The sequence below is a fragment of the Afipia birgiae 34632 genome (assembly GCF_000308295.2).
Lineage (GTDB): Bacteria > Pseudomonadota > Alphaproteobacteria > Rhizobiales > Xanthobacteraceae > Afipia > Afipia birgiae.
On record NZ_HG326652.1, the window covers coordinates 2,850,655 to 2,874,570 of the forward strand.

The window sequence follows — 23,916 nt, forward strand, 5'->3', positions numbered from 1 at the left end:
TCGCAATGCAACAAAGTGTCCGCTGCTGAGTGATCGGACGGCATTACAACAGCAACAGCTGTGCCAGCTCCAGCTTCACACACCGTTTGAGCGAATTGGGCCGGATTCCCTTTTAAAGCCACGGTATCGAAAATCCTTCGTGTCTTCCGTGGCAACAAATGTCCTTGCGATGACCTCATCGCCATGCTGATGTGTCCTCAAAAAGGACAGAGGAAATGCCTGCAACAACGAACTTCGCGGTCGCCGGAGTCGTCCTGACCGACGCTACAAATCGCCCGGTGATGACCGTCGGCATAGGCAGTGATCCGCGTGTCAAGTCACTGGCCACAGACAAGGTGTGGATGGGCGATATCCGCAATCAGCGCCTCACGACCCTGAATTTGGATCGTAAGGTTTTTACAGTTTTGCTCATTCCCATGGAACAGGGCGAACTCCTTGTCTTCAGCAATGCTCCTGGAGACGCACTCCTTAACTTCATCGGGAGTGTGGATTTTGCCTGGGATATTTTTCAGCACCTGCTGACCGATCCGTTTGATGGAATGACGGTCGTGGATAAAAATGCCCACCTCGTCTACGTTTCCCCCATTCACGAAACATTCTTCGGCCTTAAATCCGGAGACGGAATTGGCCGACCGGTCGAGCAGGTCATCGACAACACCCGGCTGCACGAAGTCGTTGCTTCCGGAAAAGCAGAAATCGGCTCCATCCAGCGCATGCGCGGATCTGACCGCGTCGTCTCCCGCATCCCAATCAAGCGCGATGGCCAGATAATCGGCGCCATTGGACGGGTCATGTTCAAAGGACCTCAACAGCTGGAGGCGCTCAGCCTTCGGGTCAAAGCTCTCGAAGGAGAACTTGAGTTCTACAAACGCGAGACCGAAACCCTGCGATCCCGCGACTACGGGTTAGAGGCCATCATTGGCGGGAGCACCGCAGTGCAGCGGCTCCGGGCGCAGATCATCAAGGTCGCTCCACTCGAGATCCCTGTACTTATTCGCGGAGAAAGCGGCACGGGCAAAGAGCTCGTCGCACACGCCCTTCATCACCTCAGCCCGCGCCGCGACCGTTCGATGGTCAACGTGAATGCTGCCGCTCTTCCTGCCAATCTGGTGGAATCGGAACTGTTCGGTTACGAAGCCGGCGCTTTTACAGGTGCCGACAAAAAAGGACGCAAGGGCAAGTTCGAACAAGCCGAAGGTGGCACGATCTTCCTGGACGAAATCGGCGACACGCCCCTTGAGGTTCAGGCAAAACTCCTTCGCGTCCTGCAGGATCGAATTGTGGAGCGCGTCGGCGGAGATCGTCCCCGAGCCGTAGATTTTCGTCTTGTTTCTGCAACCAACAAGGACTTGCAAGCCTCGGTTGAGAGCGGAGTCTTTCGGCTCGATCTGTTCTACCGCATATCGCCGATTGTCATCGAACTTCCCCCGCTACGCGAACGGATCGAAGACATCCCCTTGCTGGCGACGAAGTTTCTGCATGACATTGCATACAGGCACGCCAGGCCCGTACCGGATATCAGCGCAGCGGCATTGGCTGAGCTGGCTGAAAGGCCGTGGCCTGGTAACATTCGTCAGCTTCAGCATGAAATTGAACGCGCCTTTGTTTTTTCAGACGGCGTTACCATCGGCGTAGAGGATCTATCTCAAATGCCCGCTCGCTTGGGCGCGGCGCCGCCACCCATAGCGCCGCGAGATCTTCCATCCCGCGACCTCAAGAACGTCGTTGCTGAGCTTCAGAACGAGCAAATCAGGGAAGCTATTGCGGCGTGCGGCGGCAACAAGAAGAAAGCTGCAGCCCTCTTGGGGATTTCGCGTTCATTTCTGTACAAGAAACTCGCTGAAATGGGCGAAATTCACGATGCTTGAAATCATCGGGCGGACGAGAGAACATCCCTCCTCCGCCCGATCGATCCTTACTTCTTAATTAGCGGACATTCGCTTTCCGAGAGTGGCCGGAAGGCTTGATCAGCGGGAATGGTCGCGATGACGTTCATGAGATCCCATTCCCCTTTCGACTCAGACGGCTTCTTGGCCTGAAGCAAATACATGTCGCGCATCATTCGGCCGTCTTCGCGGATGCTGCCATTTTTGGTCATAAAGTCATTGACCGGGATGTTTCTCATTTGTGTCATCACGGCCTTTGTCTCGTCCGTACCCGCGGCCTTCACCGCCTTCAGGTAGTGCATCGCCGCGCTATAGATGCCCGCCTGGAACATCGTTGGCGGCTTGCCCCCGTGGCGCTCAGCGAACCGCTTTGAGAAAGCACGTGTCTCGTCGTTCTGATCCCAGTAATAGGCCTCCGTGAACAACAGCCCCTGCGCGGCGGTGAGCCCAAGCGTACGAATATCGGTCAACAGAACCAGAAGACCGGCCATCTTCTGTCCGCCTGATACGACACCAAAATCCGCCGCAGTCTTGATTGCATTGATGGTGTCTGCGCCGGCGTTCGCAAGCCCGATGACCTGAGCTTTCGAGGCTTGGGCTTGCAAAATGAAAGACGAGAAGTCGGACGAATTTAGCGGAGCCCTTACGGCCCCGACGACTTTTCCGTTCTTTCGCTTCACGATCGTCGAAGTTTCCTGTTCGAGCGAGTGGCCGAATGCATAGTCTGCCGTCAGAAAGAACCAGCTATCGCCGCCGCCCTGCTTCATGATTGCACTCGCCGTTCCGTTCGCGAGCGCATAAGTATCGTAGACCCAGTGAATTCCGGTTGGCGAGCACGCCTTGCCGGTTAGCGCGGTCGATCCGGCTGCTGTCGTGATTGCAATCCGGTTCTTTTCCTGGGACATGCCTTGCACAGCGAGAGCAACCCCTGAGTTGCCAAGCCCCAAAATGGTATCGACCTTGTCGACATCGTACCAACGACGAGCAATGGCACTGCCGACGTCGACCTTGTTCTGAAGGTCGCCGGAAACCACTTCGATCGGCTTTCCGTTCACCTTGCCGCCGAAATCCTCGACGGCCATCTTGACCGCGACAACATCGCCCGGCCCCTGAATGTCGGCATAGGGCCCGGACATATCGTCAAGAACGCCGATCTTGACGACATCATCCGAGTATTGTGCAACGCCGTAGCTCGACGATGCTACGATCCAAATCGCAGCCGCTGCTGCTGTGGCAAGAAATTTCATGTGATGACCTCCCGTTTAATCCCATCGGGAGGACAGCAAGTTGAGTGCCAATAAGAAAACCTGCAGGAATCCTTGAGGTTTCCAAAGAAACCGCTGGCCTCAATTGGCTTCGCCAAAGACACCTGTGTTTTCCGCCAACACAGAAAACGTCGAAGGGCTCGACCATCCATCCGTATTGCGGCAGCGCACCACAGATTCTTTCAGGCCTCATCAGTTCAAGGGCCAGACTCCACCTCAATCGCTGAACGGCCGGGGCACGCGGCTGCCTGCTCCCGCAAACGTAACCTTGGCACAGAGTTTGCTGCCTGATGCCGACCAATCACAAGGAAACGGACATGGATCAGCCTCGCGGGATGTATTTTGAAGACTTCGAGATCGGGAAAGTACTGGTTACCCCAGCCCGAACGATAACATCCACCGACATCGTGAACTTCGCCTGCCTCTCAGGCGACTTCAACGAAGTGCACACCAATTGCGAGTACTGCAAGTCAACCCAGTTTGGCGAGCCGATTGCTCACGGCCCGTTGATCTATGCGATTGCCGGTGGCTTGACCTACGCGAGCGGCATTAACGACGGAACTCTTCTGGCGTTACTTGAAATCACGAACTGGCGCATCGTCACGCCCGTCAAACATGGTGATACGATCCGCGTATACGCGACGGTGACTGCAACACGCGCTTCGTCGAAGCCGGACCGCGGCTCTGTTACACTGCAACGGAGCATCCGAAACCAGAACGACGTCGAAGTGCAGCAGATGACCGCAACGCTGCTATATCGCCGACGCCCCTAAGGAGCAGTTGCTCACGGCTGAGATCGTTCCGCTTGCAGTTCCCAGCAACACGATCTGCTTGTATCGAAAACGGAATCGGCGACCGGGCAGAAAAGCCGCGGTCGCCATTTTTTCCATAGCATCCGGATTGATCCGGGAATCCCCGACTATTCCACCTTGATGCCAGCCTCGCGAATGAGTTTCCCCCAATCATCGGTCTCGGACTTGAGGAATGCGCGTAGTTCTTCAGGGCCACCTGTCATCATGGTTACACCGCGCTCGGCAACCTTGGATCGCAACTGAGCGTCTTCGGTCGCAATACGCAAAGCGTTTGCAAGCTTGGTAATGATCGGTTCCGGTGTTCCTTTTGGAACGAAGAGGGCTTGCCAGAATACGCCCTGCACACCGGGCAGGGTTTCCGCAACGGGAGGCACGTTCGGCAGAAGCGCCACGCGCTTGTTCGACGTAACTGCGAGAATCTGACCGGCACCCTGCTCTGAAACGGGAACGGCATCGAGCGGCGTCGCGAAGGTGGCATCAAGCCTGCCGGCCAGAATGTCAATGATGGCGGGCGCTGCCCCCTTGTAAGGGATATGCATCAATTGCACTCCGGCCCGCCGGCTGACCATTTCGAGAATCAGATGGTTGACCGCCCCGTTTCCGGAACTGGCGACGTTGAGCTGGCCAGGCTTTTCCTTCGCATAAGCGAGGAATTCAGCGAACGATCTAGCCGGAATATTTTTACTTGTAAGAAGTACGAACGGCGTCTCGTAAGCGAGCCCGATCGGATCCAGTTCTGCCATCGGATTGCGCGGCGTCAACGACGGCTGCAGGCTGGGATTGATGGCAAGGCTCGTCGTTCCCATCAACACCGTGTAGCCGTCAGGTGGCGACTGCACGACAAACGTCGCAGCCAGTGAAGCTGCCGCACCGACCTTGTTTTCGACGACGATCGGCTGACCAAGCTCGCGGCTCATCCGCTCGCCCAGCATGCGCGTCATCACGTCGGTCAATCCGCCGGCGGCGTATCCTACGATCACCCGGATAGGACGGGTGGGATACTCGGACTGGGCGAACGCATCAGGCTTTGTAACAACACAGAAGAACAACGCAGCCAGCAACGCAACTCGGCCCAGATCTTTTCTCATCATTCTCATAGGTCATCCCATGTAATCGGTCCGCGCTCCGCCCGGCCCAGCCTATTAGACTTACTCGTACCACGTCGGCTTGTTACGCGGCGCTAGGCTCGTATCAGCCCCATACGTGCCTCGTTGCATCCTGTAGGTAGCGCTTTGGTTAGAGCCCCATTTCCTTCGCAACCACATTGCGCAGAATATCGCTGGTTCCTCCACCGATCGGGCCGAGGCGCGCATCCCGGAAGATACGCTGCATGTCGCCCTGCACATAGCCGCTGCCGGCAAGAATAGACATCCCGAGATCTGCGACCTTCCAGGCATTTTCTGCGGCGACCGTTTTGGCTGTGGCAGTTTCCATCACGGCGTTGACACCCGCATCCAGCATATCGGCGGTGTGAAACGTCATTGCGCGCGCGGATTCCGTCAGCATTTGCATCTCGGCCAGCCGATGTGAAATCACCTGATACTCGGTCAGGGATTTCCCGAAGGCCTTGCGTTCCTTTGCAAACGCCTTTGCGATCTCGATGACCTTGAGCGCCTGGCCACAGCTCGCGGCGGCGAGCACCAGCCGCTCCATGTTGAGACCTCGCATAAGGAGCTTCCAGCCCTCATTCTCCGCGCCGAGCAGATTGCTCGCGGGCACGCGCACATCGTCGAAGAACACTTCATTGATCAATGTCGTGCGGCTGCCCAGCGGATCGAGATTGCGAACCTGGATTCCGGCCGACTTCGCATCGACAAGGAACATGCTGAGGCCCCGGCGGCCCGCATCCGGATTGGTCTTGGCGCTGACCACCATGAGGTCGGCGACATGCGCATTGGTGATGAAGACTTTCTGGCCCGTGATGATGTAGTCGTCACCATCACGCACCGCCCGCGTGCGGATGCCGGCCGCATCCGAACCGCTCGATGGCTCCGTGTAGCAGATCGCCATCTGGATCTTTCCGGCAATGATCTGCGGAATGTAGGTGCTTTTGTGCTCCTCGCTGCCTGCATGACGCAGCGCCGTTCCTCCGTAGATCGTCGGGCCCAGATAGGCCGTAGACAATCCCTTATGATGATACGCCAGTGCTTCGAGGAGAACCGTGAGATCCTTGTGCGAGCAATTTGCGCCGCCGTACTTTTCCTCGAAGGGAAACGCGAACCAACCCGCGCGCGCGAGTTCGGCGTGCGCGTGATGCGGATAAGCCGAACGCACTTCATGATCATGGATGGCTTCGCTCGGGAACACACGTTCAAGAAGGCGAAGAACATTGTCACGCATCAACACTTGGTCTTCGGTGAACCCGAATGTCTTGTAAGGCATAGCTTGATATCTCCAGAATTTTCGGGTGATCAGTTGCGATCACGGCCAAGAATCAGCGTGCAGTGCGACGACATGATGCCGCCCTCACTATGCACAAGAGCGACCTCGTGCTTGCTGACCTGACGATTTGAACATTCGCCGCGCAGCTGGCGTACGGCTTCTATGACGCCGAACAAGCCTCCCGCTGCTCCTGCATGAGCATGCGACAGCATCCCTCCATGCGTGTTGATGGGAAGACGCCCGTTGAAAGCGGCATGGCCTCCGGCGAACAAAGCTCCGCCCTCGCCGCGATCGCACAGGCCGAGCTCTTCGGCTTCGATGATCGGCACGATGCTGAAGCAATCATAAAGCTCGGCGAAATCTATCTCCTTCGGCCCAAGTCCTGCCATTGCGTACGCAAGACGTCCGGATTCGATTGCGCCGAACTCGGTCAAACTGGGCGACGCAATCAGATGCTCGTGGGTGTGGTGTTCCCCCACGCCAAGCAGCCATGCCGGCGCTTTTGGCCGGTCGCGCGCAAGGTCCGGATGCGCGACAACAATCGCGCCACCCGCATCCGATATCAGGCAACAATCCAGCACGCCCAGCGGATCGGCTATTCGCTTTGCATTGAGAACATCATCGACCGAAATCGGCGTCCGCATATGGGCATTCGGATGCAGCATCGCGTGCTTTCGCGACTGCACGGCGACGGCCGCCATCTGTTCCGAGGTGGTGCCGTATTCGTGCATATAGCGGTTGGCCACCATCGCGTAGAGAGCCGGAATGAAGGCGCCGTAAGGCGCTTCGAAATACGGATGGCCGACGGCCGCAAGCGCGGTCACGGCCTCGTCGCGCGACAGGCCCGTGGCGCGGTTCTCTCCAGCGCAAATGAGCACGGCACGGCAACGACCGGCTGCGATCGCAGCCGCGGCGTGACCAATCATCGCCGCCGGCGAAGCCCCACCGACAATCACCGACGCGCAGAACGTTGGCTTAAGGCCGAGATATTCCGCCAGGACCGAGCCCAGCATGAAATAGGGTTCGGTGAAGGAGTATGCGGTCAGCAGACCGTCGATGTCGCTCGGCTTGAGCCCGGCGTCGTCGAGCGCGCGTTTTGCAGCCTGCGCGTTCAAGCCGAGGCCGGTCATGTTGGGCACCTTGCCGATGTCAGATTCACCGACACCGACAACAACTGCGCGATTACGTAGGCCTTCGCTCATTTTGCGTTCCCCCCGGCGATCCGAAATTGAGGAACCACGCCGTTTTCACGCACCTCGAAAGTGACTTCCACCGGCTGCCCGATACGAGCCTGCTCCGCGTTGGGCCCAACGATGTTGGTCAGCATCCTCGGTCCCTCCTCGAGATCAACAAGAGCGACCACGTAAGGGACTTTCTCGCGAAATGCCTGCGATGGCGCGCGCCGGACAGTTGTGACCGCATGAACCGTGCCCCGGCCGCATGCCTCAACCCACTGTGTCTGGTCGGACCAGCAAGTCGGGCACAAATGACGGGGGAGAAATCGCTTGAGCCCGCACGCTGCGCACTGCTGCAGCACGAGCTTTCCCTCACGCGCGGCCTGCCAGTAAGGCGCACTGTCCGCATTGCTGGCCGGCATCGGTAAATCAGAACCGCTCACTTGGCCTTCTTCCTGGCGCGCGCCGCTTTGACAAAGGTTTCCCGTTCGGACGCCGCCGGGAAGTCCGGCTTCTTCTTGTTCATCAGTCCGTCGAGACCCGCCTGAAATGCCTGGCTGGTGAATGCAAGCGACTGACCGAGATTTTCGAACGCCATCATATCGTCCACCGAGCTTTCGAATGTTCTGCCCATCAGCCACTTCGCCAGACCCATTGTCTCCACGGGGCCGCTTGCGAAGGCGTGCGCGCGCTTGAGGCATTCCTCATCAAGGCGGTCATCCGGCACGACGGCGGAAGCCACTCCGTTCTCAACGGCATCCTTGCCGCTCCATGTCTTGTTCTCGAAGATAAAGGAGCGCGCGCGCGCCAGCCCTATCAGCCGCGGCAGATTGTACATCACGCCAATGTCCGGAATCACACCGAGCCGGAAGAATCCGGCCATCATCTGTGCGCTTTCCGCCGCGACGATGGTGTCCCCGATCAAGGATAATCCAAAACCACCGCCAATGGCATAGCCGTTGACGCCGACCACAACAGGCTTGCGGAAGCGGATCAGCGACGTCAACCACTGCGCTGTTCTATTGAAGCGAACGTGCGTAGACCACGGATCCATCTCATTCTTCAGCATCGGCAAATCGCCACCAGAACAGAACGACTGTCCGCTGCCGGTGAGGTAGACGGCCCGGCAATCCACGTCCGTTTCCAGTTCATGAAACGTTGCGGCGATCGAATTTCGCATGTCCTGAGTCAACGAATTCCGGTTCTCGTCACATGCGAGCCGGACGACAGCGACCGACCCGTCGCGGGTGATCTTGATAGGCGATGCTTTTTCTTGATTCATGACGGAGCCTTCGGATTAGGATTTGCGCGAGCGGGATGATGTGGCTTTGAACTGCCGACCACCGTCGACGACAAGATCAGTGCCATTGACGTAAAGTGCCGCAGGCGACACGAGGTAAGTCACTGCGGCCGCAATTTCATCGACACGACCGAAACGGGCGACCGGCACTCTGTCGAGTTCGGCTTCGGCGCGGTCGGTCTCTTCGTGAATCTTGCGTGTGCCGACGGTATCGGCAATCGGGCCCGGCGCGACTGTATTCGACAGGATGTTCTTCGGACCCCACTCCAGCGCGAGTGTGCGTGTAAGGGATTGAATGCCAGCCTTCGCCGCTGCCGCCGGCGCACATCCGGGCCAGCCACCCCAGGCGTAAGCGGTAATGATACTGACGATGCGGCCGACATGAGGAGAGGCCGATAGATGGGGAAATGCGGCATGACAACAATGGAACGTGCCGTTGAGATCAATATCAACCACAGTCTTCCAGCCGTTGGATGAAAGTTCCTCGGTGGGACAGGCAAAATTCCCCGCAGCATTGTTGATGAGAATATCAATACCGCCCCAGTGCGCGACCGTCTTGGTCATCGCAGCCGCAACCGCGTCATAGTCCCGAACATCCATGACAATGCCGAGCGCTTCACCTCCTGCGCTCTGCAAGCCTTCTGCAGCCGCCATCACGACATCCTGCTTTCGGCTGGCAATCACGACGCGCGCACCTAGCCGGGAAAACATCTGCGCGATGCCGAGCCCAATGCCTGTGCCGCCGCCAGTGATGAAGGCCGTTCGCCCTGCGAGCATTGCAGGGGTGAAGATTGAAGAATTGAGTTCGCTCATCGATGTCTCGCTGTGGGTAATGCCCACGTCGCTGTGCAAGGCGCATACCATGAGAGCGAAGCCTGTCAGCGCTGACCAAATGCAGCAACAGAAGCAGTACTTATGTCCTGTCCGCGTACAGCGCGGTGTGCGCTCTGTCTGCGTCGCGGACAGCGTGCGCTGCAACAAATATCTTACGCATTAGCTGCACTCAATCACCGCATGGCACATATTTTGCCAACGGCAAAACGACGTCATCAGTCTTCAAGTCACCGATCTCAAATCCAAGGCAGGCGAGCCACCATGAGCAGCGCATTCAAGACGCAACACGGGCCTCTTCACGGCATCAAGATCGTTGATCTGACGGCCGTCATCATGGGTCCCTATGCAATGCAAGTGATGGCCGACTTCGGAGCCGACGTGATCAAGATTGAATCTCCTGACGGAGACATTATGCGTCATGTCGGCAAGAACGGCGGCCACGCCATGGGCCCCATCCATCTAACACTGAACCGCGGCAAGCGCCTTGTTGCACTCGACTTGAAGAAGCTCGAGGCTCGCGACGTGCTAATGAAAATTATCGGCGGGGCAGATGCGTTCGTGCATGCGATGCGACCAAAGGCGATTGAGCGGCTCGGGCTCGACTACGCGAGTGTGAAGACGATCAAACCAGACATCGTTTATTGCGGCGCTTATGGGTATGCAGCAAATGGCCCCTATGGCGATGAGCCGGCTTACGACGACATGATTCAAGGGTTGTGTGGAATTGCAGATATTGCATCGCAGCTGGCCGGCGAGCCGCGCTTCTTTCCAACAGTCATCGCGGACAAGGTCTGCGGGCTGACGCTCGCATACGCACTTCTTGCCGCGCTGCTTCACAAGCAGCGCACTGGAGAGGGCCAACAGATCGAAGTTCCGATGTTTGAAACGATGGTGCAGTTTCTGATGGTCGAACACCTGGGCGATTGCACCTTCGGGCGCGACCAGGAGATTGGATATGCGCGTGTGCTGTCGCAACTCCGAAAGCCACACCGCACCACCGATGGATACGTTTGCGCACTGCCCTACAACGACAAGAATTGGCGCGACTTTTTCAGAATAGTTGATCGTCCGGATCTTGCAGCCGACCCTCGCTTCTCGAGCCAGACAGCGCGAAGCCAGAACTACGAAGTCCTGTACAGCCTGCTCGGCAAGATCCTCGCTGAGAAGTCGACGGGCTACTGGCTGGAGAAACTGCGAGCCGCCAGCATTCCGGTTGCGCCCGTACTCGGTCTCAAGGCGCTGCTGGACGATCAACACCTCAACGCGGTGGGCCTGTTCCAGACAGTCCAGCATCCGAGCGAGGGGCAGATCACAGCAATTCGCTCCCCGATCACGTTCTCAGCGACCCCCGCTCAAATGGGGAAGCCTGCGGGCGCTATCGGCGCAGATACGCTCGATGTTTTGCAAGGATTCGGATACTCGCCAGGCGAGATCGACGGGTTGGTTGCAAAGGGGGCGATCCTGAGCGGATAGGCTCGTCCCCCCAAGCATGATCAAACTGAGCTGAGCTCGCGCTCGCCGTTAATCGAGCTTGGCGCCCGACTTCTCCACAACGCCCTTCCAGCGAACCGACTCTTCCTGAGCGATTTTTGCCATCTGAGCCCCATTCAAGGTCTGAGGCTCGATTCCAAGCGTAGCGAACCGTTCAAGCAACTTGGGATCGGACATCGCCTTGGTCGACGCGGCGTAAATCTGCGCAACAACAGCGTCCGGCGTTGAGGCCGGGACTACGATGCCATACCACGCTTGGTTCGTGATCTGCGGAAAACCCTGCTCGGCCGCGGTCGGGACACCTGGAAGCTGCTTCAAGGGCGTCGGAGAAGTGACGGCGAGAACCTTGATCGCTCCCTTTTGATGTTGCGCGATCATGGCCGGGATACCATCGATCAGCGTATCGACTTCTCCACCGATGAGAGCCTGAAGAGCCGGCCCGTTGCCACGGTATGGCACATGAATGGAACTAACGCCGACATCGCTCTTAAGCAGTTCTATCATCAGATGTCCGGTCGTCCCGACGCCAGGAGACCCGGTCCGAATGTTCGAGCGGGTCTTCATGAGTGCAACCAGCTCTTTCAGATTGCTGACCGGAACGCTCGGATGAACCGCAACACCACTGGGCATCAAACCAACCACCGAGACCATCTTGAAGTCCTTGTCTGGATCGAAGCCCTGAGACTTGTACAACCAGCGATTGATCGAAAGTATGCCCGGTGTAACCATCAGGATGGTTTGCCCGTCTCCCGCAGCCTGAGCTGCAATAGCGGCGCCCACATTGCCGCCTGCCCCGCTCTTGTTTTCGACCACGACGGCTTCGTTGATAACGCCACGCAATGCTTCGCTGTAGGCCCGTCCCAACAGATCGGTCTGACCAGCAGCTGGGAATGGTATGATGAGACGCACTGGCCCCTTCGGCCAGGTTTGTGCGGATGCTACACCCGCAAAGAATGTCAGCGCCAGACACGTGGCAACAATTCGCTTCAGCTGATGAATCACAAACTTTCCCTCCAATGGCTTTGCTTCCGATGGCCTTATTGAGCGCAACTCGCGTCGGCGAGCGGCGCCAGGCGGCTCCATCGCCACAGCAATTGCTGTGCCATGCGGAAAACTTGCCTTCTCGGCTGCTGCCGGCACCGGCCAACCGGCTCTATGGGACTCTCAATGCGGGCCGGGTGTGTGCGCCGAAAACACTATGTCCTCACCAGCATCAGCTTGGCGGAGGCTTCTCACGCGAATGCAGTGACAATCTTCTCGCTACTGCGTAACGGCGGCCTCGAAAGGAGTTTAAGCGCTTAGGACGGGGCGCAATGTGCGAGCGGACCGCTATTGGCGCAGAAGACACACATGCGGCATGGAAATTGCTGACTGACGGTTAGCGGGGATATGGCCAAGAAAACAACCTGTTCTCGCCAATTGAGAAGCGCTTGGGGGATTTTCGTCAGATGAGGCTTTCACCAATCAACGATGTGGACGTGTTGAGCGGTTTGATCTTCGCCGGCCTCGGGGCTGGAGTTGTATATGTTTCCGCCAGCTACGACTTTGGATCGATCGCTCGCATGGGTCCGGGCTTTTTCCCCCGCGTACTTGGCGTTCTTCTCACTGGTCTCGGCATCGTTATAGCAGCGCGAGGCTTCATGACGCCGCGCGGGAAACTGACGATCGAAAGGCTAAGACCCATCTTTGCTATCGGCGGATCGCTCGTTGCTTTCGGCTGGATCCTTCCGCGCTTTGGTTTTGTGCCGGCTTTGATTGCGTCCTGTCTATTGGCAATGGCTGCGATTCAGCGATCGTCCTTGAAGGAGATGGTTTTGCTACCACTCCTGCTGTGCGGCTTCTGCTCCATTGTTTTCATATACGGGCTCGGTTTGGCTATCCCCCTCGCGAAGTGGTGAACGCGAATGCTTGACAATCTCGCTCTTGGATTTTCGGTTGCGACAACTCCGGCAAATCTTGCATTTGCTTTTCTTGGTTGCCTTCTCGGAACGCTGATAGGTGTCCTTCCCGGCATTGGTCCTGTTGCGACCATGGCGATGTTGTTGCCGATAACCTACAGCCTGTCGCCGATCGCCGCGCTCATCATGCTTGCTGGCATTTACTACGGTTCGCAGTATGGCGGCTCAACAACCGCTATCCTGCTTAATCTTCCGGGCGAATCGAGCTCGGTTGTGACTGCGCTCGACGGTCACGCCATGGCGCGCGATGGCCGCGGGGGCATCGCCCTGGCCATCGCGGCCATCGGCTCCTTCGTTGCGGGTAGCTTTGGAACGCTGGCACTCGCCGCCATTGGACCAATGCTCGCAGGCGTCGCGCAGAATTTCGGCGCTCCTGAATATTTCTCTCTGATGCTGTTCGGACTTGTTTGCGCAACGCTCCTGGCAGCCGGTGATTTTCTGAAAGCGATCGCGATGGTTGTCGCCGGACTGCTGATGGGAATCGTCGGGACCGATGTCAATTCGGGGGCTTCTCGATTTACCTTCGGTACAGTCAACCTGTCCGAGGGAATTGAATTCGTCATCGTGGCGCTCGCCTTCTTCGGGCTCGCCGAAGTAATCGGAAATCTTGTTCAACAGAGCCATCGACACGGCACAATTAGCAAGGTCGGACGGCTCATGCCCAACCGTACCGAACTGCGCGAATCCGCCCCCGCCATAGCGCGCGGCACGATCTTGGGCAGCATCCTCGGCCTATTGCCAGGCGGTGGCGCCGTGTTGAGCTCCTTTGCTTCCTATATGTTCGAAAAGCGCATCTCCAAAAACCCTGAGCGCTTTGGCCGCGGCGCGATTGAAGGAGTCGCAGGGCCGGAATCCGCAAACAATGCCGGTGCACAAACCTCGTTTATTCCTCTGCTCACCCTCGGAATCCCGTCGAATGCCGTCATGGCGCTCATGATGGGAGCAATGATGATTCAGGGCATCGCACCGGGTTCAGCTGTGATGACAACCAATTCGTCGCTCTTCTGGGGAATGGTCGCCAGCATGTGGGTCGGAAATCTCATGCTTCTCATTATTAACCTGCCGCTGGTCGGCTTGTGGGTAAAGCTGCTGAGCGTACCTTATCGCGTTCTCTATCCCTGTATCGTCGTGTTCTGTTGCATCGGGGTTTACAGCTTGAACTCAAGCTCTTTCGACGTCTACCTTGCGAGCGCCTTGTCGGTCTGCGGATATTTGCTTGTTAGACTTGGCTGCGAGGGAGCGCCGTTGATCCTTGGTTTCATTCTCGGTCCGTTGCTGGAAGAAAATCTGCGCAGGTCCTTGCTGCTGTCACAAGGGAATCCGAGCATCTTTGTCGAGCGCCCAATAAGCGCAACGTTTCTTGCTCTCATCCTTGTCATGCTCGCACTTTTCCTGCTTCCTTCTGCACGCAAGCAGCGCGAAGAGGCTTTTCAGGAATAAGAGTAACCACCTCAGAGCTCAATGCGGGAGTCGCACATTGCTGTCGTGCTTGGTGCTGACGCACGGCTTGTGTGAGCCAATCCTGGAAATGAATCGCGCCGAGGCGCGGCTAGCTGACCTAACCTTTGAGGATCGTTGACGGATCGGTTTTCCTCAGACCTCTTCGAACAAGCATCACGCCAAATGTCGTCGCGGGCGCCCCGCAGTTCACTGTACACACCAAGGATTCGCAGGACACTCGCGACACTTCGAATGCGAGCAGCATTGCCTGCAGCACCGCAAGGGCGCTCAAATCGGGGCGAGCAGTTCGAAGTGTGCGGCGAGATCGTCAGCCGAGCGCCAGTTCTCGTAGACGCACCACAGTTCGGGATCTTCCGTCGAGCGATGCAGATCGTAGTTGATGCATCCCTGCTCTGCGCGTGACGGCGCGAACGAGAGCGAGGAGGCGTTTGTCCAACTCCCCCGACCTGCCGGATTTTGCGCGAATATGGGAGATCACAGCATGCGCACGATCCCGATAATCGCTTCCATTGTCTTTGTTACCGCTGCTCAAGCCGAATGATGCCGGCTTGGCGACAACCGGCCTGCAATCGACACGATTGCCCCGCAACATTACACCCGGTGGAACAGTCATCACTTGCGAGCAGAAGACGATCGCATTGCGGACGCCGTCGGGCGGTCAGCACGATGTGGACATTTCAGAAGGCGAAATGACGCTGAGACGCCACAAGCCAACGCGAATTCTTACGTTGACTTTCAAAGAGCGCGCTCGTTGAAGGCGTGCAGCGGATGCATGCACGCCTTCCCCCTTAACACGCTTGATTGTCAGTCAACCAACCACGCAACATCAGCGGTTAAATGCCGCCTGCAAGTCGCTCTGGCTGCTTACGCCATTTTGCAAAGACAGCATCAACAAGATACGCGCCTTTGCCGGCTTCAAATCGTCAGCCATGACTGCACCCGCATCAAATGAAGTTTTTCCGCCGCCTTCAAAACCGTAGTTAGGCAAAACGCGACCGTTGTGCACGCGTGTCGAGACCACAACTGCGACATTTTTGGAGATCGCGTATTTAACTGCATTGAACATCGCAACATTCATGTTGCCCATGCCCAACGCCTGCACCACGACACCCTTGACGCCGCGGTCAACAGCATTACGCAAGGCTTCGCCATCTGCACCACCATACATCGCCACGATTTCCACCTCAGGCATTTTCTCTGCCCGGATGGGAATGTACTGACGACGCAGTTGCACGTAAGAGAAGTTCACGCGATCAGGATAAACCTCACCCAGGAAGCCGTAGTCACCTGATTTGAATGTCTCTACATTGGCTGTATGGGTTTTCGTCACGTAACGTGCGGCATTGATCTGGTTGTTCATTGCCAGCATCGCGCCTTTATCCTTCGCCTGCGGATCAACAGCAATACGGACTGCATTCAGCAGATTGCGCGGGCCGTCAAAATCGGACACCGAGGCATTGCGCTGCGCGCCGATAAGAACAACGGGTTTGCTAGATTTAACGGTCAGATCAAGCCAATACGCTGTTTCTTCCAGGGTATCCGTACCGTGTGAAACGATAACGCCAGACACCTCATTGCGATCCAATGCTGTCTGGACTGCTTTCGTCAAAACAACCCAACGCGCCGGATCCATATAATCCGACGGCACATTGGAAAGATTGTTGACTTCGATGGTGGCGTACTTGGCCACATCAGGAACGGTTGCCAGCAAGTCATCGCCAGAAATGGCAGGGACCGGTGCATTTTTCACCGGATCGATCTTCATCGCGATCGTGCCGCCGGTCGCGATGAATTGCACAACCGGCTTGTCTTGCGCAAAGGCAGGTGTGGCGGCCAACATAAGCAGGCTAAGAGCAGCATTTTTGCAAAGTGTCATGATGTATCCCCTGAGTGTGATGCGTTCTATCAGATCGACAAGAAGCGGCGTCAATGAAGAAGGCGAATCTTCTTGTGAAGTCGACAAGATCACCGATTCAGGGTCTTCCGCAGCTTTCACGCTCAGCATCCACGAGGCGACTTTGGCGGCCCTCACGACCGCCGTCCTGTAGTCGGCGGTGCGAAGACTGATCCGAATGCTGACCCCGATTTCGGAGAGAGGCAAGCCGGCAGCGCGCTCTAAACAGGTATCTTCCCTCGCGGCGGGAAATGAAAGCTGACCGTGACAACGCGTGCTCCAACTGTGTCCAAACCATGAGACACAGGTCACACTGCCTTTAACGAGCAAGGCCAATTTCGTTAAATTTATTGAAGAATTTCGGCAGTTGGGAGCTGCAAGGTCAGTGGTAGCGAGAGAGGGACTCGAACCCCCGACCCCAGGATTATGATGACCCGCCTTTTATGGTCTAGGAGCCTCACTGGCTCACTTCGCGGCGTTTTTTCTCAAAAAATGGTGGAGACCCCATTCCTTGGGGCTGGAATCCGGTCCGATTCCTCGGTTTCGTTGGCACGAGCGTGGTACGATTGCCGCGAAATTCCAATTTCAAGGATTCAATTGTGGCCGCTAACAAGTTTTCCACGAGGTGCGACCTCACCGCCAAGGTCGTCGAGGAAGCCATTGCACTGGCGATCGCAGGCAAGACCCCGCGATTCGACTATTGCGACAACAGCCAGCCCTACTTCGTGCTGAGGGTTCGGGCTCACTCCCTCTCCTGGCTGGTCAAGACCCGGGAGAACAGCATCAAGATCGGCAACGCCATGCCGCCGGAGAAGCGCAAACGCCTGCCTGAACGTCGCATGCGGGCAAGCAAGGTGGGCGATGAGGATCTCGGGCTCCGTGAGGCCCGCCAGAGGGCCAAGCTCGAATGGGCCAAGCTGGGCAACGAGGTCGCCGCGCCAGAAGAGAAGCCGTGCTGGACTTGGGACCAGCTCGTCGAAGCGTACAAGACCCACATCTCAGGCATGCGCGAGGACGCCCGCGGCCAGCCCATCTACCCATCGAAAGAGACCCACAGCGATGTCCGGTTGATCTTCGCTCGTCTGGGGGTGGCCAAACACGCGAACAGACTTCTCAACGACCTGGACGAACACTGGTTCGAGGACGTCCAAGAGGCTGTCCACGAGGCGAGCGGATTTGACGCGTACCGAAAGTTTCGCAGCTACGGACGGGCGGCATTGAATTGGGCGCAGAAGTTCAAACGAAAGGAGAGCGGCCTGGACGGCCGGCAATGGTGGAAACTGGCTGAGGAGCGGAGGCGCACCTCGAAGGAAGTCGAAAAGAAGCTCGTCCGGACCAAGGAGCTCAAGAAGAAGAAGTCCGACTTCAGGGTCGAGCATCTCGGCAAGCTTCTGGCCCAGCATGAGCGCTTCTGTCTTGCACGCGTCGGCAATGAGCGCATTTCGCCCGGTGTGCGATGGGGCTTATGGTGGGACTGCCTGACCGGACATCGGCGGGGATCCGGTACGTGGATTGCTTACGACGATATCGTCTTCGAGGACCCTCGCCTTCCGAAAGGCTGGGGACTGGCGACCTGGCAGCCGGAAGTCATGAAAACACAGAACGCCTTTACTCTTCCGATCCCACCGCTCGGACTTCATATCATCCGCTGCTGCCGACGGGATGTCGATACGGCGACCGCTCGCATCGTCAAGAACCTCAAAAGTCCCTGGATCTTCACTTCGAGGGTGCTTCAATCCGATGCCGGCATCATCCCCGCTTCAGGCTCCGGCCTAGCGAACCACATTCGAAACATGCGCGGTCAGCGTGCTAAACATGGCGGCAATCATCGGGATACTCTCAAGGGCATCCCGCCATTCAGCATGCACATTATCCGCTCCACGATGGGAAATTATATCCTTGATGAAACGGATCTCCCTCGAGGCGTGGCCTCGCTCATAATCGCCCATGAAATTGCGGGCGACCACAGGTCAGAAATGGACCGCGTCGGCGATACGGGAAAGCGCTGGTACTTCCAGGCGCAGCGCATCCCCGAAAAGACCAAAGGAATGGAGCTGTGGTCGAAAGCCCTTCTAGAGGCTTTCGATAACGCAGGAGGCATCTATCCGACGTGACCGTTCGCCGCGTGTCTGACGTTAAGTGGAAGCCTAGATAGCAACATCACTTTGGTCGGACCGAGCGCATTCATCAATATATAGCTATACGTCAAAGCGTATTATACGCCATAACGTATAGAAAGTCTCTTGCCCGCGATGCTTGATCGCGGCGGATGGCCAAGGAACCAAGAAATTCGCCACGTAGCGTTCTGGCACGTAACGTCAGACGGCTTCGGCTTGAGCGCGGCTATTCCCAGGAGGAACTCGCTGCCGAGGCCAAGACAAGGCAGGCTCTCGTAAGCAAGGTCGAAGTCAGCGACGCAAATCCCACGCTCGATTCGCTCGCACGTCTGGCACGGGCTCTGGGCGTGGACTTAGCCGAACTTTTCGATGCGTCCCGCAAGTGAGCGGAGCAGATGAAACGCCGGCGTTGTGGGCGAGCGCGCCGACTACTTCCGATTTGCATCAGCCGCGAGACTTATGCACCTCCAAAGGTCACGAGCCACAAGCAGCGCGCACCACATTACATAGGCCACCGATCTGCGCGTAGCTGCGTTGATCACCCCCGCGCGAATCCTTGCCTCCATCGGGGGTAGCGGGAGCTTTTGAAGCATGCCAAGGTTGATGTGGCATGCTCCTACGTCGACTTCTCCGAAGACGCGTCAAGGATTCGACAGGAGCCATGCCCAAACCTAAGTCCTTTCCGATGCGAAAAGCAGTCGATGATATCGTCAAGGATACTTTCGGCCGAAAGGTAAGAGAACTTCGGCTTTCCTTGAGCATGTCACAGGCAGACTTGGCGGATAGGACGGAGACCCGTCAGGCGCTCATCAGTGAGATTGAGCGGGGAGAAGCCAACCCGACGCTCGATTCGATCCTGCGGATCGCAACAGCCTTGGGAGTCGAGGTGGTCGAGCTTTTTGACTCACGTCAATGATGAAGCTGGATTGATAGTAGGCGGAGCCCGTCTCCGCCGAGCCGACCTAAATCCGTCCCAAAACTTTTAGCGCCATATCTTTGACGTACTTTTGTTATACGTTATAGAGTATAACGAGACTGCGAATTACGACGCATTTGATGCGGCTGACGATTTGACCCGGATTTGTCTTCGTCCTGATCACTGCAGAGGCGCCGCCTTTCGAATCCGATGTTCGGATTGTCGAAACGGCTGGACTCGTTAGTCCGAAACGCCACGGGCCTTTCCGGCCACCCTGATGGACGGCATCAGAACCGCCATTCTCACCTTTCAATCCCAGATCGATACGGACCCTTGAGCGTTCGAACTCCATGAAAGAAAGGATTACGCCGATGTCCAGCAAACACCCCCGCCCTGACGACATCTTCCGTGATCCGCAACTTCTTCAGGACATTGATCAATGCGCATCTCTCAACTTCGCCGTCAGACTGTCGTCCCGTCCTTCTTCGCGAGCTCCAAATGCAAGGTTGCGATTCCCCTACGCAACGTCCTTCTCCGCGACGCGCTCCAGCAAGCGAGCCTTGAGTCTTCGGTTCGGGCGATCAGCTATCGGAAGGCTACGGACTTACAAGGCCCGCCGGTCGCGCTTATAGGCGTGGTGATAGAAAGAGTGGACGGGAATTTTTTCCTCGCGGTTTGCGAGACGCGACCGAAGCGTAGCGACGAGGAACTCGCTCGCCTGGCAGAAGCGCTCGAAAGCAGCGGACTACGCTTGCTCGAACGGGACGCTCACGATATCAGACGCGAACCCTTGTTCTCCAACGCGCGCGCAGTCTGGTCGTATGAGCGCTATCATGTCCCACTCAAGGACAGGCTAAGGATAGCGGCCGCGCTCGCCGATGGTGGACCGCAATCGTTCCTCGAGCTCGAAGATCGTGCTCGTCCATCGGGCGATATTATAGCGGCTGTGTGCGCTCTAGCCTGCGAAGACCTTGTGGAACTCAACATTCACGACTCTTATTTAGGTCCACGCACAATTGTGCGTGGACCTTGAGCAGGTTGGACCGGCTTCGCGAAATCTTGATGTGGATGTGAGGTTGGTGATGACGCCGTCGATTGCAAGTTTGCGGCCAGGTGGAGGAAGCATTTCAGCCTGAGAGGCGAAAGTCGGCTTCACCCTTCCACCCTCGACCTTAATGAGGGGTACCTCCCATGGCACGTTTTCGCTGCCGCGCCTGCGGCGAAGAAAGCACTTTCGTCTACGATGGTCGCAAGGACTGCCCGAACTGCGGTGCTACCGACGTGCAGATCAAAGTGCACCTCTGGATCCTATCGGATCTGCATCTGGAATTGACCCGGGGCTGGGATCTGCCGTCCGGGGACACGCGTCCGAACTTCGACTTCATGATCGTCGCAGGCGATCTGATTCCCCGCATGGAGCGCGGCGTTCGCTATTGCCTGCATGATCCAGCCCATCGCTCAATATCCAAAATTTTCTGGTCCGAATGCCTGCTATCGCCGAGGAAAGCGGAGCCATTCGCTATCCACTTCGATCTGTTCGCGACGGACGTCGGTGGAGTAAGCTCGATGAATTCGCAAGTATCGGCTCCTCGCGATCTTCTCGCACGGGCCTACCTGGATATGTTGGCCTCCGAGGCTGGCACAAACAGCAGTCCACTCCTACGTAGCGGTAATCTTGACGATCCGATCGAGCGACTAATTGACGATTTGTCGAGGCCCCCAGAGTCTGAAGGTCGGACGTCGATCCGAGCTGACCTCGCAGCTGCTGCAGTGTTGGTCGCCCGCGCGATCGAGTCAGTAAGCGGACTCACCCGCGATCTGCGCCGAGGCTGTCCTGTCGTGTCGCTTGCCACCCATAGAGCCGAGGTAGTTTCCTTAGTTGAGCAGGTTCTAAAAGCCTGCGCTTTTGGCGCTGAAGCGACAGTGCTCAATGAACGAACCTTCAAAAGCGTCCACACCCATCCCGTGTTGCTGCTGGCCAGAGACGGCACCTCCAAGGAGGACAAAGCGGAACGAGGAAATCACACTGTTGCAAGCGCGCTGCACGCCCGCGCACCCATCTTCGGCATCGCACCTGATCCGAATCGTCATTTGGCGCGCGATCTCCTTCGGGCGGCGGAACACCATCTTTCCCTGAGTCAGCTCGATGCCTCCGCCATCGCGCTGGTGATCGAAGCCGTCACAGGGAGGCCTCCCAGCGTAACGGTGGACGAACAACTCGTTCGGGCCGTCGATATTTCAGACCTTGCCCTGTCGGTTCGATCAGATCGAACGGCAGATGATTGTATCAAACGACTCGAAAGGATCGTTTCGACGAAGTCTTTCTTTGACCATCGTGGTCCAAGCTTAGAAGAGCTTGCCGGCTACGGCGAGGCGCGCGAATGGGGTCTCAATCTTGTTTCCGATCTGCGTGAATACCGAGCGGGCCGCCTTGATTGGGAATCTATGGAAAAAGGCTTGCTCTTGGCTGGCGCCCCTGGCGTAGGCAAGACACAATTTGCCCGAGCGGTAGCGAAGTCTGCAAATGTGCCCTTGATAGCGACGTCTGTCGCCGATTGGAATGCATCTGCCTATCTTTCGGGTACATTGGTCGCAATCAAAGAGTCGTTCTCGCGGGCGCGACAGCTCGCGCCCTGCATATTATTCATCGACGAACTGGATGGGATATCTGATCGAGCAACTCTGACCTCCGACTACAGGGAGTATTGGACACAGATCGTCAATCTTCTTTTGGAGCAATTAGCTGGGGTCGAAGATCGTCCCGGCGTGGTCGTGATCGGAGCAACCAATCACCCCGACCATATCGATCCTGCGATACGGCGCGCAGGACGTCTCGATCGCACGATCGAGATCGGGCTACCTGATGCCGAGAACCTGACGGCCATCTTCCGCTTTCACCTCGGTGGAGATGTCCTGCCCAGAGTCGATTTGATGCCGGCCGCCCTCGCAGCGTTAGGTAAGACCGGTGCAGATGTCGAGGCGTGGGTCCGACGGGCGAAGTCACGTGCCCGCCGCGCCAAGCAAGACCTCGTATTCGACGATCTACTTTACGAGATCCGGTCCGGGCGGGAAGGATTGCCGGAAAGCCTCAGGCGGATCTGTTCAGTCCACGAAGCCGGACACCTCGTCGTAGGCGTCGCTTTGGCTGTGTTCGAGCCTCAGGCGCTGACGATTCTCGATGATGGCGGCGCCACCCGCGCTGAACTTTCGCGAGCCAATTCGCAAACTCAGAGCGGCATTGAAAACTTCATCACCGCACTTCTTAGCGGGCGGGCCTCCGAAGAAATCATCCTCGGCTCTTCGCAGGCAACTGCAGGAGCAGGCGTTGGGGAGCATAGCGATTCTTCGCGAGCCACCACTGCGGCGATCGACCTAGAGCTATGTTTTGGCTTCGGAGCGATTGGCGTGGCGCGGTTTTCAGATCGTGCCACAGAGATGTTATTGCATGATGCCTCAATTGTTGGCCTGATCACGAAACGCTTAGCTCGCTGCCATGCGCGAGCACGCGAACTCATCGCGGCGAACCGGCAGTCAGTCGAAGCCGTGGCACGCCTTTTGGAACAGACGGGGTATCTGGATCGAGCCGCCATTGACGAACTCTTGAAAAGGTATCCGGTGCGAAATGTGGCGGCAGATGATGGGGCGCTCAAATGATCAAAGTGACGATCGAAATCATCCCCGGCGGTTACGCCGAGGCCCGACGCACGATCGGGCTCATGCATGTCGCCAACATCTCTAATCTTGCGCGGCGGAGCGATTACCGGGTCGATCTTACGGAAGGAGAGAATCCCCTAGCCGGTACGAAGTCGTTCACCTGCACCGTTTACGTGCGCGATCATGACCGTAACCAGAGCGTCTGGTCGCTAATTGAGAAAGCCATCGCCGCGGCAAAGGGCGCGGAGTTCGACCGCGGCTCGGGATAAGTAATTCTCTAGTGCTGAATAATCAGACCAGACCGTTTCGGCCATTTCTTTAGCACGCAACACCCTAGCGCGGTTTTGCCTCCCGTAGGATTCTCGGTTTCTCTCAGGAACGCATGCCTGCGACTTCGCGGTGCTGTATGCTGGTCTCCGATCAAGCCCTCAGGTTCTGGGGTGCTATGCTGTTCGAACAGGGGTACGAATGTCCGCCGAAAAGCAGGGTAAGCTCAGGCTGATTGAGGGAGGCGCTGGAGAAGTCAAACCTCCAGTGGAGCAGCAACCCATGCCGAGGTGGCAATGGGTCGTCCTCTGGATCGGAAGCATAGCGATCTGGTTTTTGCTTTTCTATTATTTTTGGCTGGTAATACGATAATTAGCCCGGTAGCTCGCAGTCAAGCCTGACGCCCTCTGTCAGAGGTCTATTTCAACAGCGGCGCACCCAGACTTCTGCGAAGCAATAGTTTTTCTGTTTTACTAATTTCTATCTCAAATAAGAGGCTGGCTC

20 protein-coding genes are annotated in these 23,916 nt (G+C 57.2%); 10 read left to right on the plus strand and 10 right to left on the minus strand.

The features are described 5' to 3' along the window. The first annotated feature begins 215 nt into the window (after positions 1–215). Positions 216–1,868 (plus strand): sigma-54 interaction domain-containing protein, encoded by a 1,653-nt coding sequence (locus BN32_RS13440; RefSeq protein ID WP_019198739.1) that lies wholly within the window; start codon positions 216–218, stop codon positions 1,866–1,868. 47 nt (positions 1,869–1,915) lie between these two features. Here the strand turns inward: BN32_RS13440 and BN32_RS13445 are convergent, their stop codons facing one another. Continuing rightward, positions 1,916–3,133, minus strand: a complete 1,218-nt coding sequence (locus tag BN32_RS13445; RefSeq protein WP_019198740.1) for an ABC transporter substrate-binding protein — start codon at positions 3,131–3,133, stop codon at positions 1,916–1,918. A 335-nt stretch (positions 3,134–3,468) separates the two neighbouring features. Between BN32_RS13445 and BN32_RS13450 the strand changes: the two genes are divergently transcribed. Further along, complete coding sequence (locus BN32_RS13450; protein ID WP_040426451.1) at positions 3,469–3,924, plus strand: MaoC/PaaZ C-terminal domain-containing protein; 456 nt, start codon at positions 3,469–3,471, stop codon at positions 3,922–3,924. Between the two features lie 146 nt (positions 3,925–4,070). Here the strand turns inward: BN32_RS13450 and BN32_RS13455 are convergent, their stop codons facing one another. The 6 genes from BN32_RS13455 to BN32_RS13480 form a co-directional block, all read right to left on the minus strand. Next, positions 4,071–5,054, minus strand: a complete 984-nt coding sequence (locus BN32_RS13455; protein WP_019198742.1) for a Bug family tripartite tricarboxylate transporter substrate binding protein — start codon at positions 5,052–5,054, stop codon at positions 4,071–4,073. A 145-nt stretch (positions 5,055–5,199) separates the two neighbouring features. Further along, positions 5,200–6,345 carry an acyl-CoA dehydrogenase family protein gene (locus BN32_RS13460; RefSeq protein WP_019198743.1) on the minus strand — a complete coding sequence of 382 codons (1,146 nt, stop codon included), beginning with the start codon at positions 6,343–6,345 and terminating at the stop codon, positions 5,200–5,202. Positions 6,346–6,374: 29 nt separating this feature from the next. Next, positions 6,375–7,547 (minus strand): thiolase C-terminal domain-containing protein, encoded by a 1,173-nt coding sequence (locus BN32_RS13465; protein WP_019198744.1) that lies wholly within the window; start codon positions 7,545–7,547, stop codon positions 6,375–6,377. Continuing rightward, positions 7,544–7,942: a Zn-ribbon domain-containing OB-fold protein gene (locus BN32_RS13470; RefSeq protein ID WP_019198745.1), complete on the minus strand. Its 399-nt coding sequence runs from the start codon at positions 7,940–7,942 to the stop codon at positions 7,544–7,546. The genes BN32_RS13465 and BN32_RS13470 overlap by 4 nt, the downstream gene beginning before the upstream one ends. Before the next feature lie 17 nt (positions 7,943–7,959). Then, on the minus strand, positions 7,960–8,802 hold the full coding sequence (locus BN32_RS13475; RefSeq protein ID WP_019198746.1) for an enoyl-CoA hydratase/isomerase family protein: 843 nt from the start codon (positions 8,800–8,802) through the stop codon (positions 7,960–7,962). Between the two features lie 15 nt (positions 8,803–8,817). Then, on the minus strand, positions 8,818–9,633 hold the full coding sequence (locus BN32_RS13480) for an SDR family oxidoreductase (protein ID WP_019198747.1): 816 nt from the start codon (positions 9,631–9,633) through the stop codon (positions 8,818–8,820). Positions 9,634–9,915: 282 nt separating this feature from the next. On the opposite strand from BN32_RS13480, the gene BN32_RS13485 reads away from it, so the two are divergent. After that, entirely contained in the window at positions 9,916–11,127 is a 1,212-nt protein-coding gene (locus tag BN32_RS13485) for a CaiB/BaiF CoA transferase family protein (protein ID WP_019198748.1), read from the plus strand. 48 nt (positions 11,128–11,175) lie between these two features. Here BN32_RS13485 and BN32_RS13490 read toward each other — a convergent pair whose 3' ends face one another. Beyond that, complete coding sequence (locus BN32_RS13490) at positions 11,176–12,147, minus strand: Bug family tripartite tricarboxylate transporter substrate binding protein (protein ID WP_162161312.1); 972 nt, start codon at positions 12,145–12,147, stop codon at positions 11,176–11,178. Between the two features lie 446 nt (positions 12,148–12,593). Here BN32_RS13490 and BN32_RS13495 point away from each other — a divergent pair, with 446 nt between their 5' ends. Next, the gene (locus BN32_RS13495) at positions 12,594–13,043 is read left to right on the plus strand and encodes a tripartite tricarboxylate transporter TctB family protein (protein ID WP_019198750.1); all 450 of its coding nucleotides are present in this window, start codon (positions 12,594–12,596) and stop codon (positions 13,041–13,043) included. A gap of 6 nt (positions 13,044–13,049) precedes the next feature. Next, the gene (locus BN32_RS13500) at positions 13,050–14,543 is read left to right on the plus strand and encodes a tripartite tricarboxylate transporter permease (protein WP_019198751.1); all 1,494 of its coding nucleotides are present in this window, start codon (positions 13,050–13,052) and stop codon (positions 14,541–14,543) included. Between the two features lie 288 nt (positions 14,544–14,831). Here the strand turns inward: BN32_RS13500 and BN32_RS28225 are convergent, their stop codons facing one another. Both BN32_RS28225 and BN32_RS13505 read right to left on the minus strand, forming a co-directional pair. Continuing rightward, entirely contained in the window at positions 14,832–15,032 is a 201-nt protein-coding gene (locus tag BN32_RS28225; RefSeq protein WP_197430876.1) for a putative quinol monooxygenase, read from the minus strand. A gap of 358 nt (positions 15,033–15,390) precedes the next feature. Further along, positions 15,391–16,596, minus strand: coding sequence for an asparaginase (locus tag BN32_RS13505; protein WP_244438140.1), 1,206 nt, complete (start codon positions 16,594–16,596; stop codon positions 15,391–15,393). 461 nt (positions 16,597–17,057) lie between these two features. Here BN32_RS13505 and BN32_RS13510 point away from each other — a divergent pair, with 461 nt between their 5' ends. The 5 genes from BN32_RS13510 (at position 17,058) to BN32_RS13535 (ending at position 23,414) form a co-directional block, all read left to right on the plus strand. Next, positions 17,058–18,572: a site-specific integrase gene (locus tag BN32_RS13510; protein ID WP_152343637.1), complete on the plus strand. Its 1,515-nt coding sequence runs from the start codon at positions 17,058–17,060 to the stop codon at positions 18,570–18,572. 155 nt (positions 18,573–18,727) lie between these two features. Then, a complete protein-coding gene (locus BN32_RS13515) occupies positions 18,728–18,961 on the plus strand; it encodes a helix-turn-helix domain-containing protein (RefSeq protein WP_019198754.1) in 234 nt (77 codons plus the stop codon). Positions 18,962–19,236: 275 nt separating this feature from the next. Next, positions 19,237–19,491: a helix-turn-helix domain-containing protein gene (locus tag BN32_RS13520; RefSeq protein ID WP_019198755.1), complete on the plus strand. Its 255-nt coding sequence runs from the start codon at positions 19,237–19,239 to the stop codon at positions 19,489–19,491. Between the two features lie 1,191 nt (positions 19,492–20,682). Further along, on the plus strand, positions 20,683–23,145 hold the full coding sequence (locus BN32_RS13530; RefSeq protein ID WP_019198757.1) for an AAA family ATPase: 2,463 nt from the start codon (positions 20,683–20,685) through the stop codon (positions 23,143–23,145). Then, complete coding sequence (locus BN32_RS13535) at positions 23,142–23,414, plus strand: hypothetical protein (protein WP_019198758.1); 273 nt, start codon at positions 23,142–23,144, stop codon at positions 23,412–23,414. Before BN32_RS13530 ends, BN32_RS13535 begins: the two co-directional genes overlap by 4 nt. Positions 23,415–23,916 lie beyond the last annotated feature (502 nt).

What these genes read in the sequence shown, in the direction of transcription:
- BN32_RS13440 (WP_019198739.1), top strand. Translation starts at nt 216, where the DNA reads ATGCCTGCAACAACGAACTTCGCGGTCGCCGGAGTCGTCCTGACCGAC.
- BN32_RS13445 (WP_019198740.1), bottom strand. Translation starts at nt 3,133, where the DNA reads ATGAAATTTCTTGCCACAGCAGCAGCGGCTGCGATTTGGATCGTAGCA.
- BN32_RS13450 (WP_040426451.1), top strand. Translation starts at nt 3,469, where the DNA reads ATGGATCAGCCTCGCGGGATGTATTTTGAAGACTTCGAGATCGGGAAA.
- BN32_RS13455 (WP_019198742.1), bottom strand. Translation starts at nt 5,054, where the DNA reads ATGATGAGAAAAGATCTGGGCCGAGTTGCGTTGCTGGCTGCGTTGTTC.
- BN32_RS13460 (WP_019198743.1), bottom strand. Translation starts at nt 6,345, where the DNA reads ATGCCTTACAAGACATTCGGGTTCACCGAAGACCAAGTGTTGATGCGT.
- BN32_RS13465 (WP_019198744.1), bottom strand. Translation starts at nt 7,547, where the DNA reads ATGAGCGAAGGCCTACGTAATCGCGCAGTTGTTGTCGGTGTCGGTGAA.
- BN32_RS13470 (WP_019198745.1), bottom strand. Translation starts at nt 7,942, where the DNA reads ATGCCGGCCAGCAATGCGGACAGTGCGCCTTACTGGCAGGCCGCGCGT.
- BN32_RS13475 (WP_019198746.1), bottom strand. Translation starts at nt 8,802, where the DNA reads ATGAATCAAGAAAAAGCATCGCCTATCAAGATCACCCGCGACGGGTCG.
- BN32_RS13480 (WP_019198747.1), bottom strand. Translation starts at nt 9,633, where the DNA reads ATGAGCGAACTCAATTCTTCAATCTTCACCCCTGCAATGCTCGCAGGG.
- BN32_RS13485 (WP_019198748.1), top strand. Translation starts at nt 9,916, where the DNA reads ATGAGCAGCGCATTCAAGACGCAACACGGGCCTCTTCACGGCATCAAG.
- BN32_RS13495 (WP_019198750.1), top strand. Translation starts at nt 12,594, where the DNA reads ATGAGGCTTTCACCAATCAACGATGTGGACGTGTTGAGCGGTTTGATC.
- BN32_RS13500 (WP_019198751.1), top strand. Translation starts at nt 13,050, where the DNA reads ATGCTTGACAATCTCGCTCTTGGATTTTCGGTTGCGACAACTCCGGCA.
- BN32_RS13515 (WP_019198754.1), top strand. Translation starts at nt 18,728, where the DNA reads ATGGCCAAGGAACCAAGAAATTCGCCACGTAGCGTTCTGGCACGTAAC.
- BN32_RS13520 (WP_019198755.1), top strand. Translation starts at nt 19,237, where the DNA reads ATGCCCAAACCTAAGTCCTTTCCGATGCGAAAAGCAGTCGATGATATC.
- BN32_RS13530 (WP_019198757.1), top strand. Translation starts at nt 20,683, where the DNA reads ATGGCACGTTTTCGCTGCCGCGCCTGCGGCGAAGAAAGCACTTTCGTC.
- BN32_RS13535 (WP_019198758.1), top strand. Translation starts at nt 23,142, where the DNA reads ATGATCAAAGTGACGATCGAAATCATCCCCGGCGGTTACGCCGAGGCC.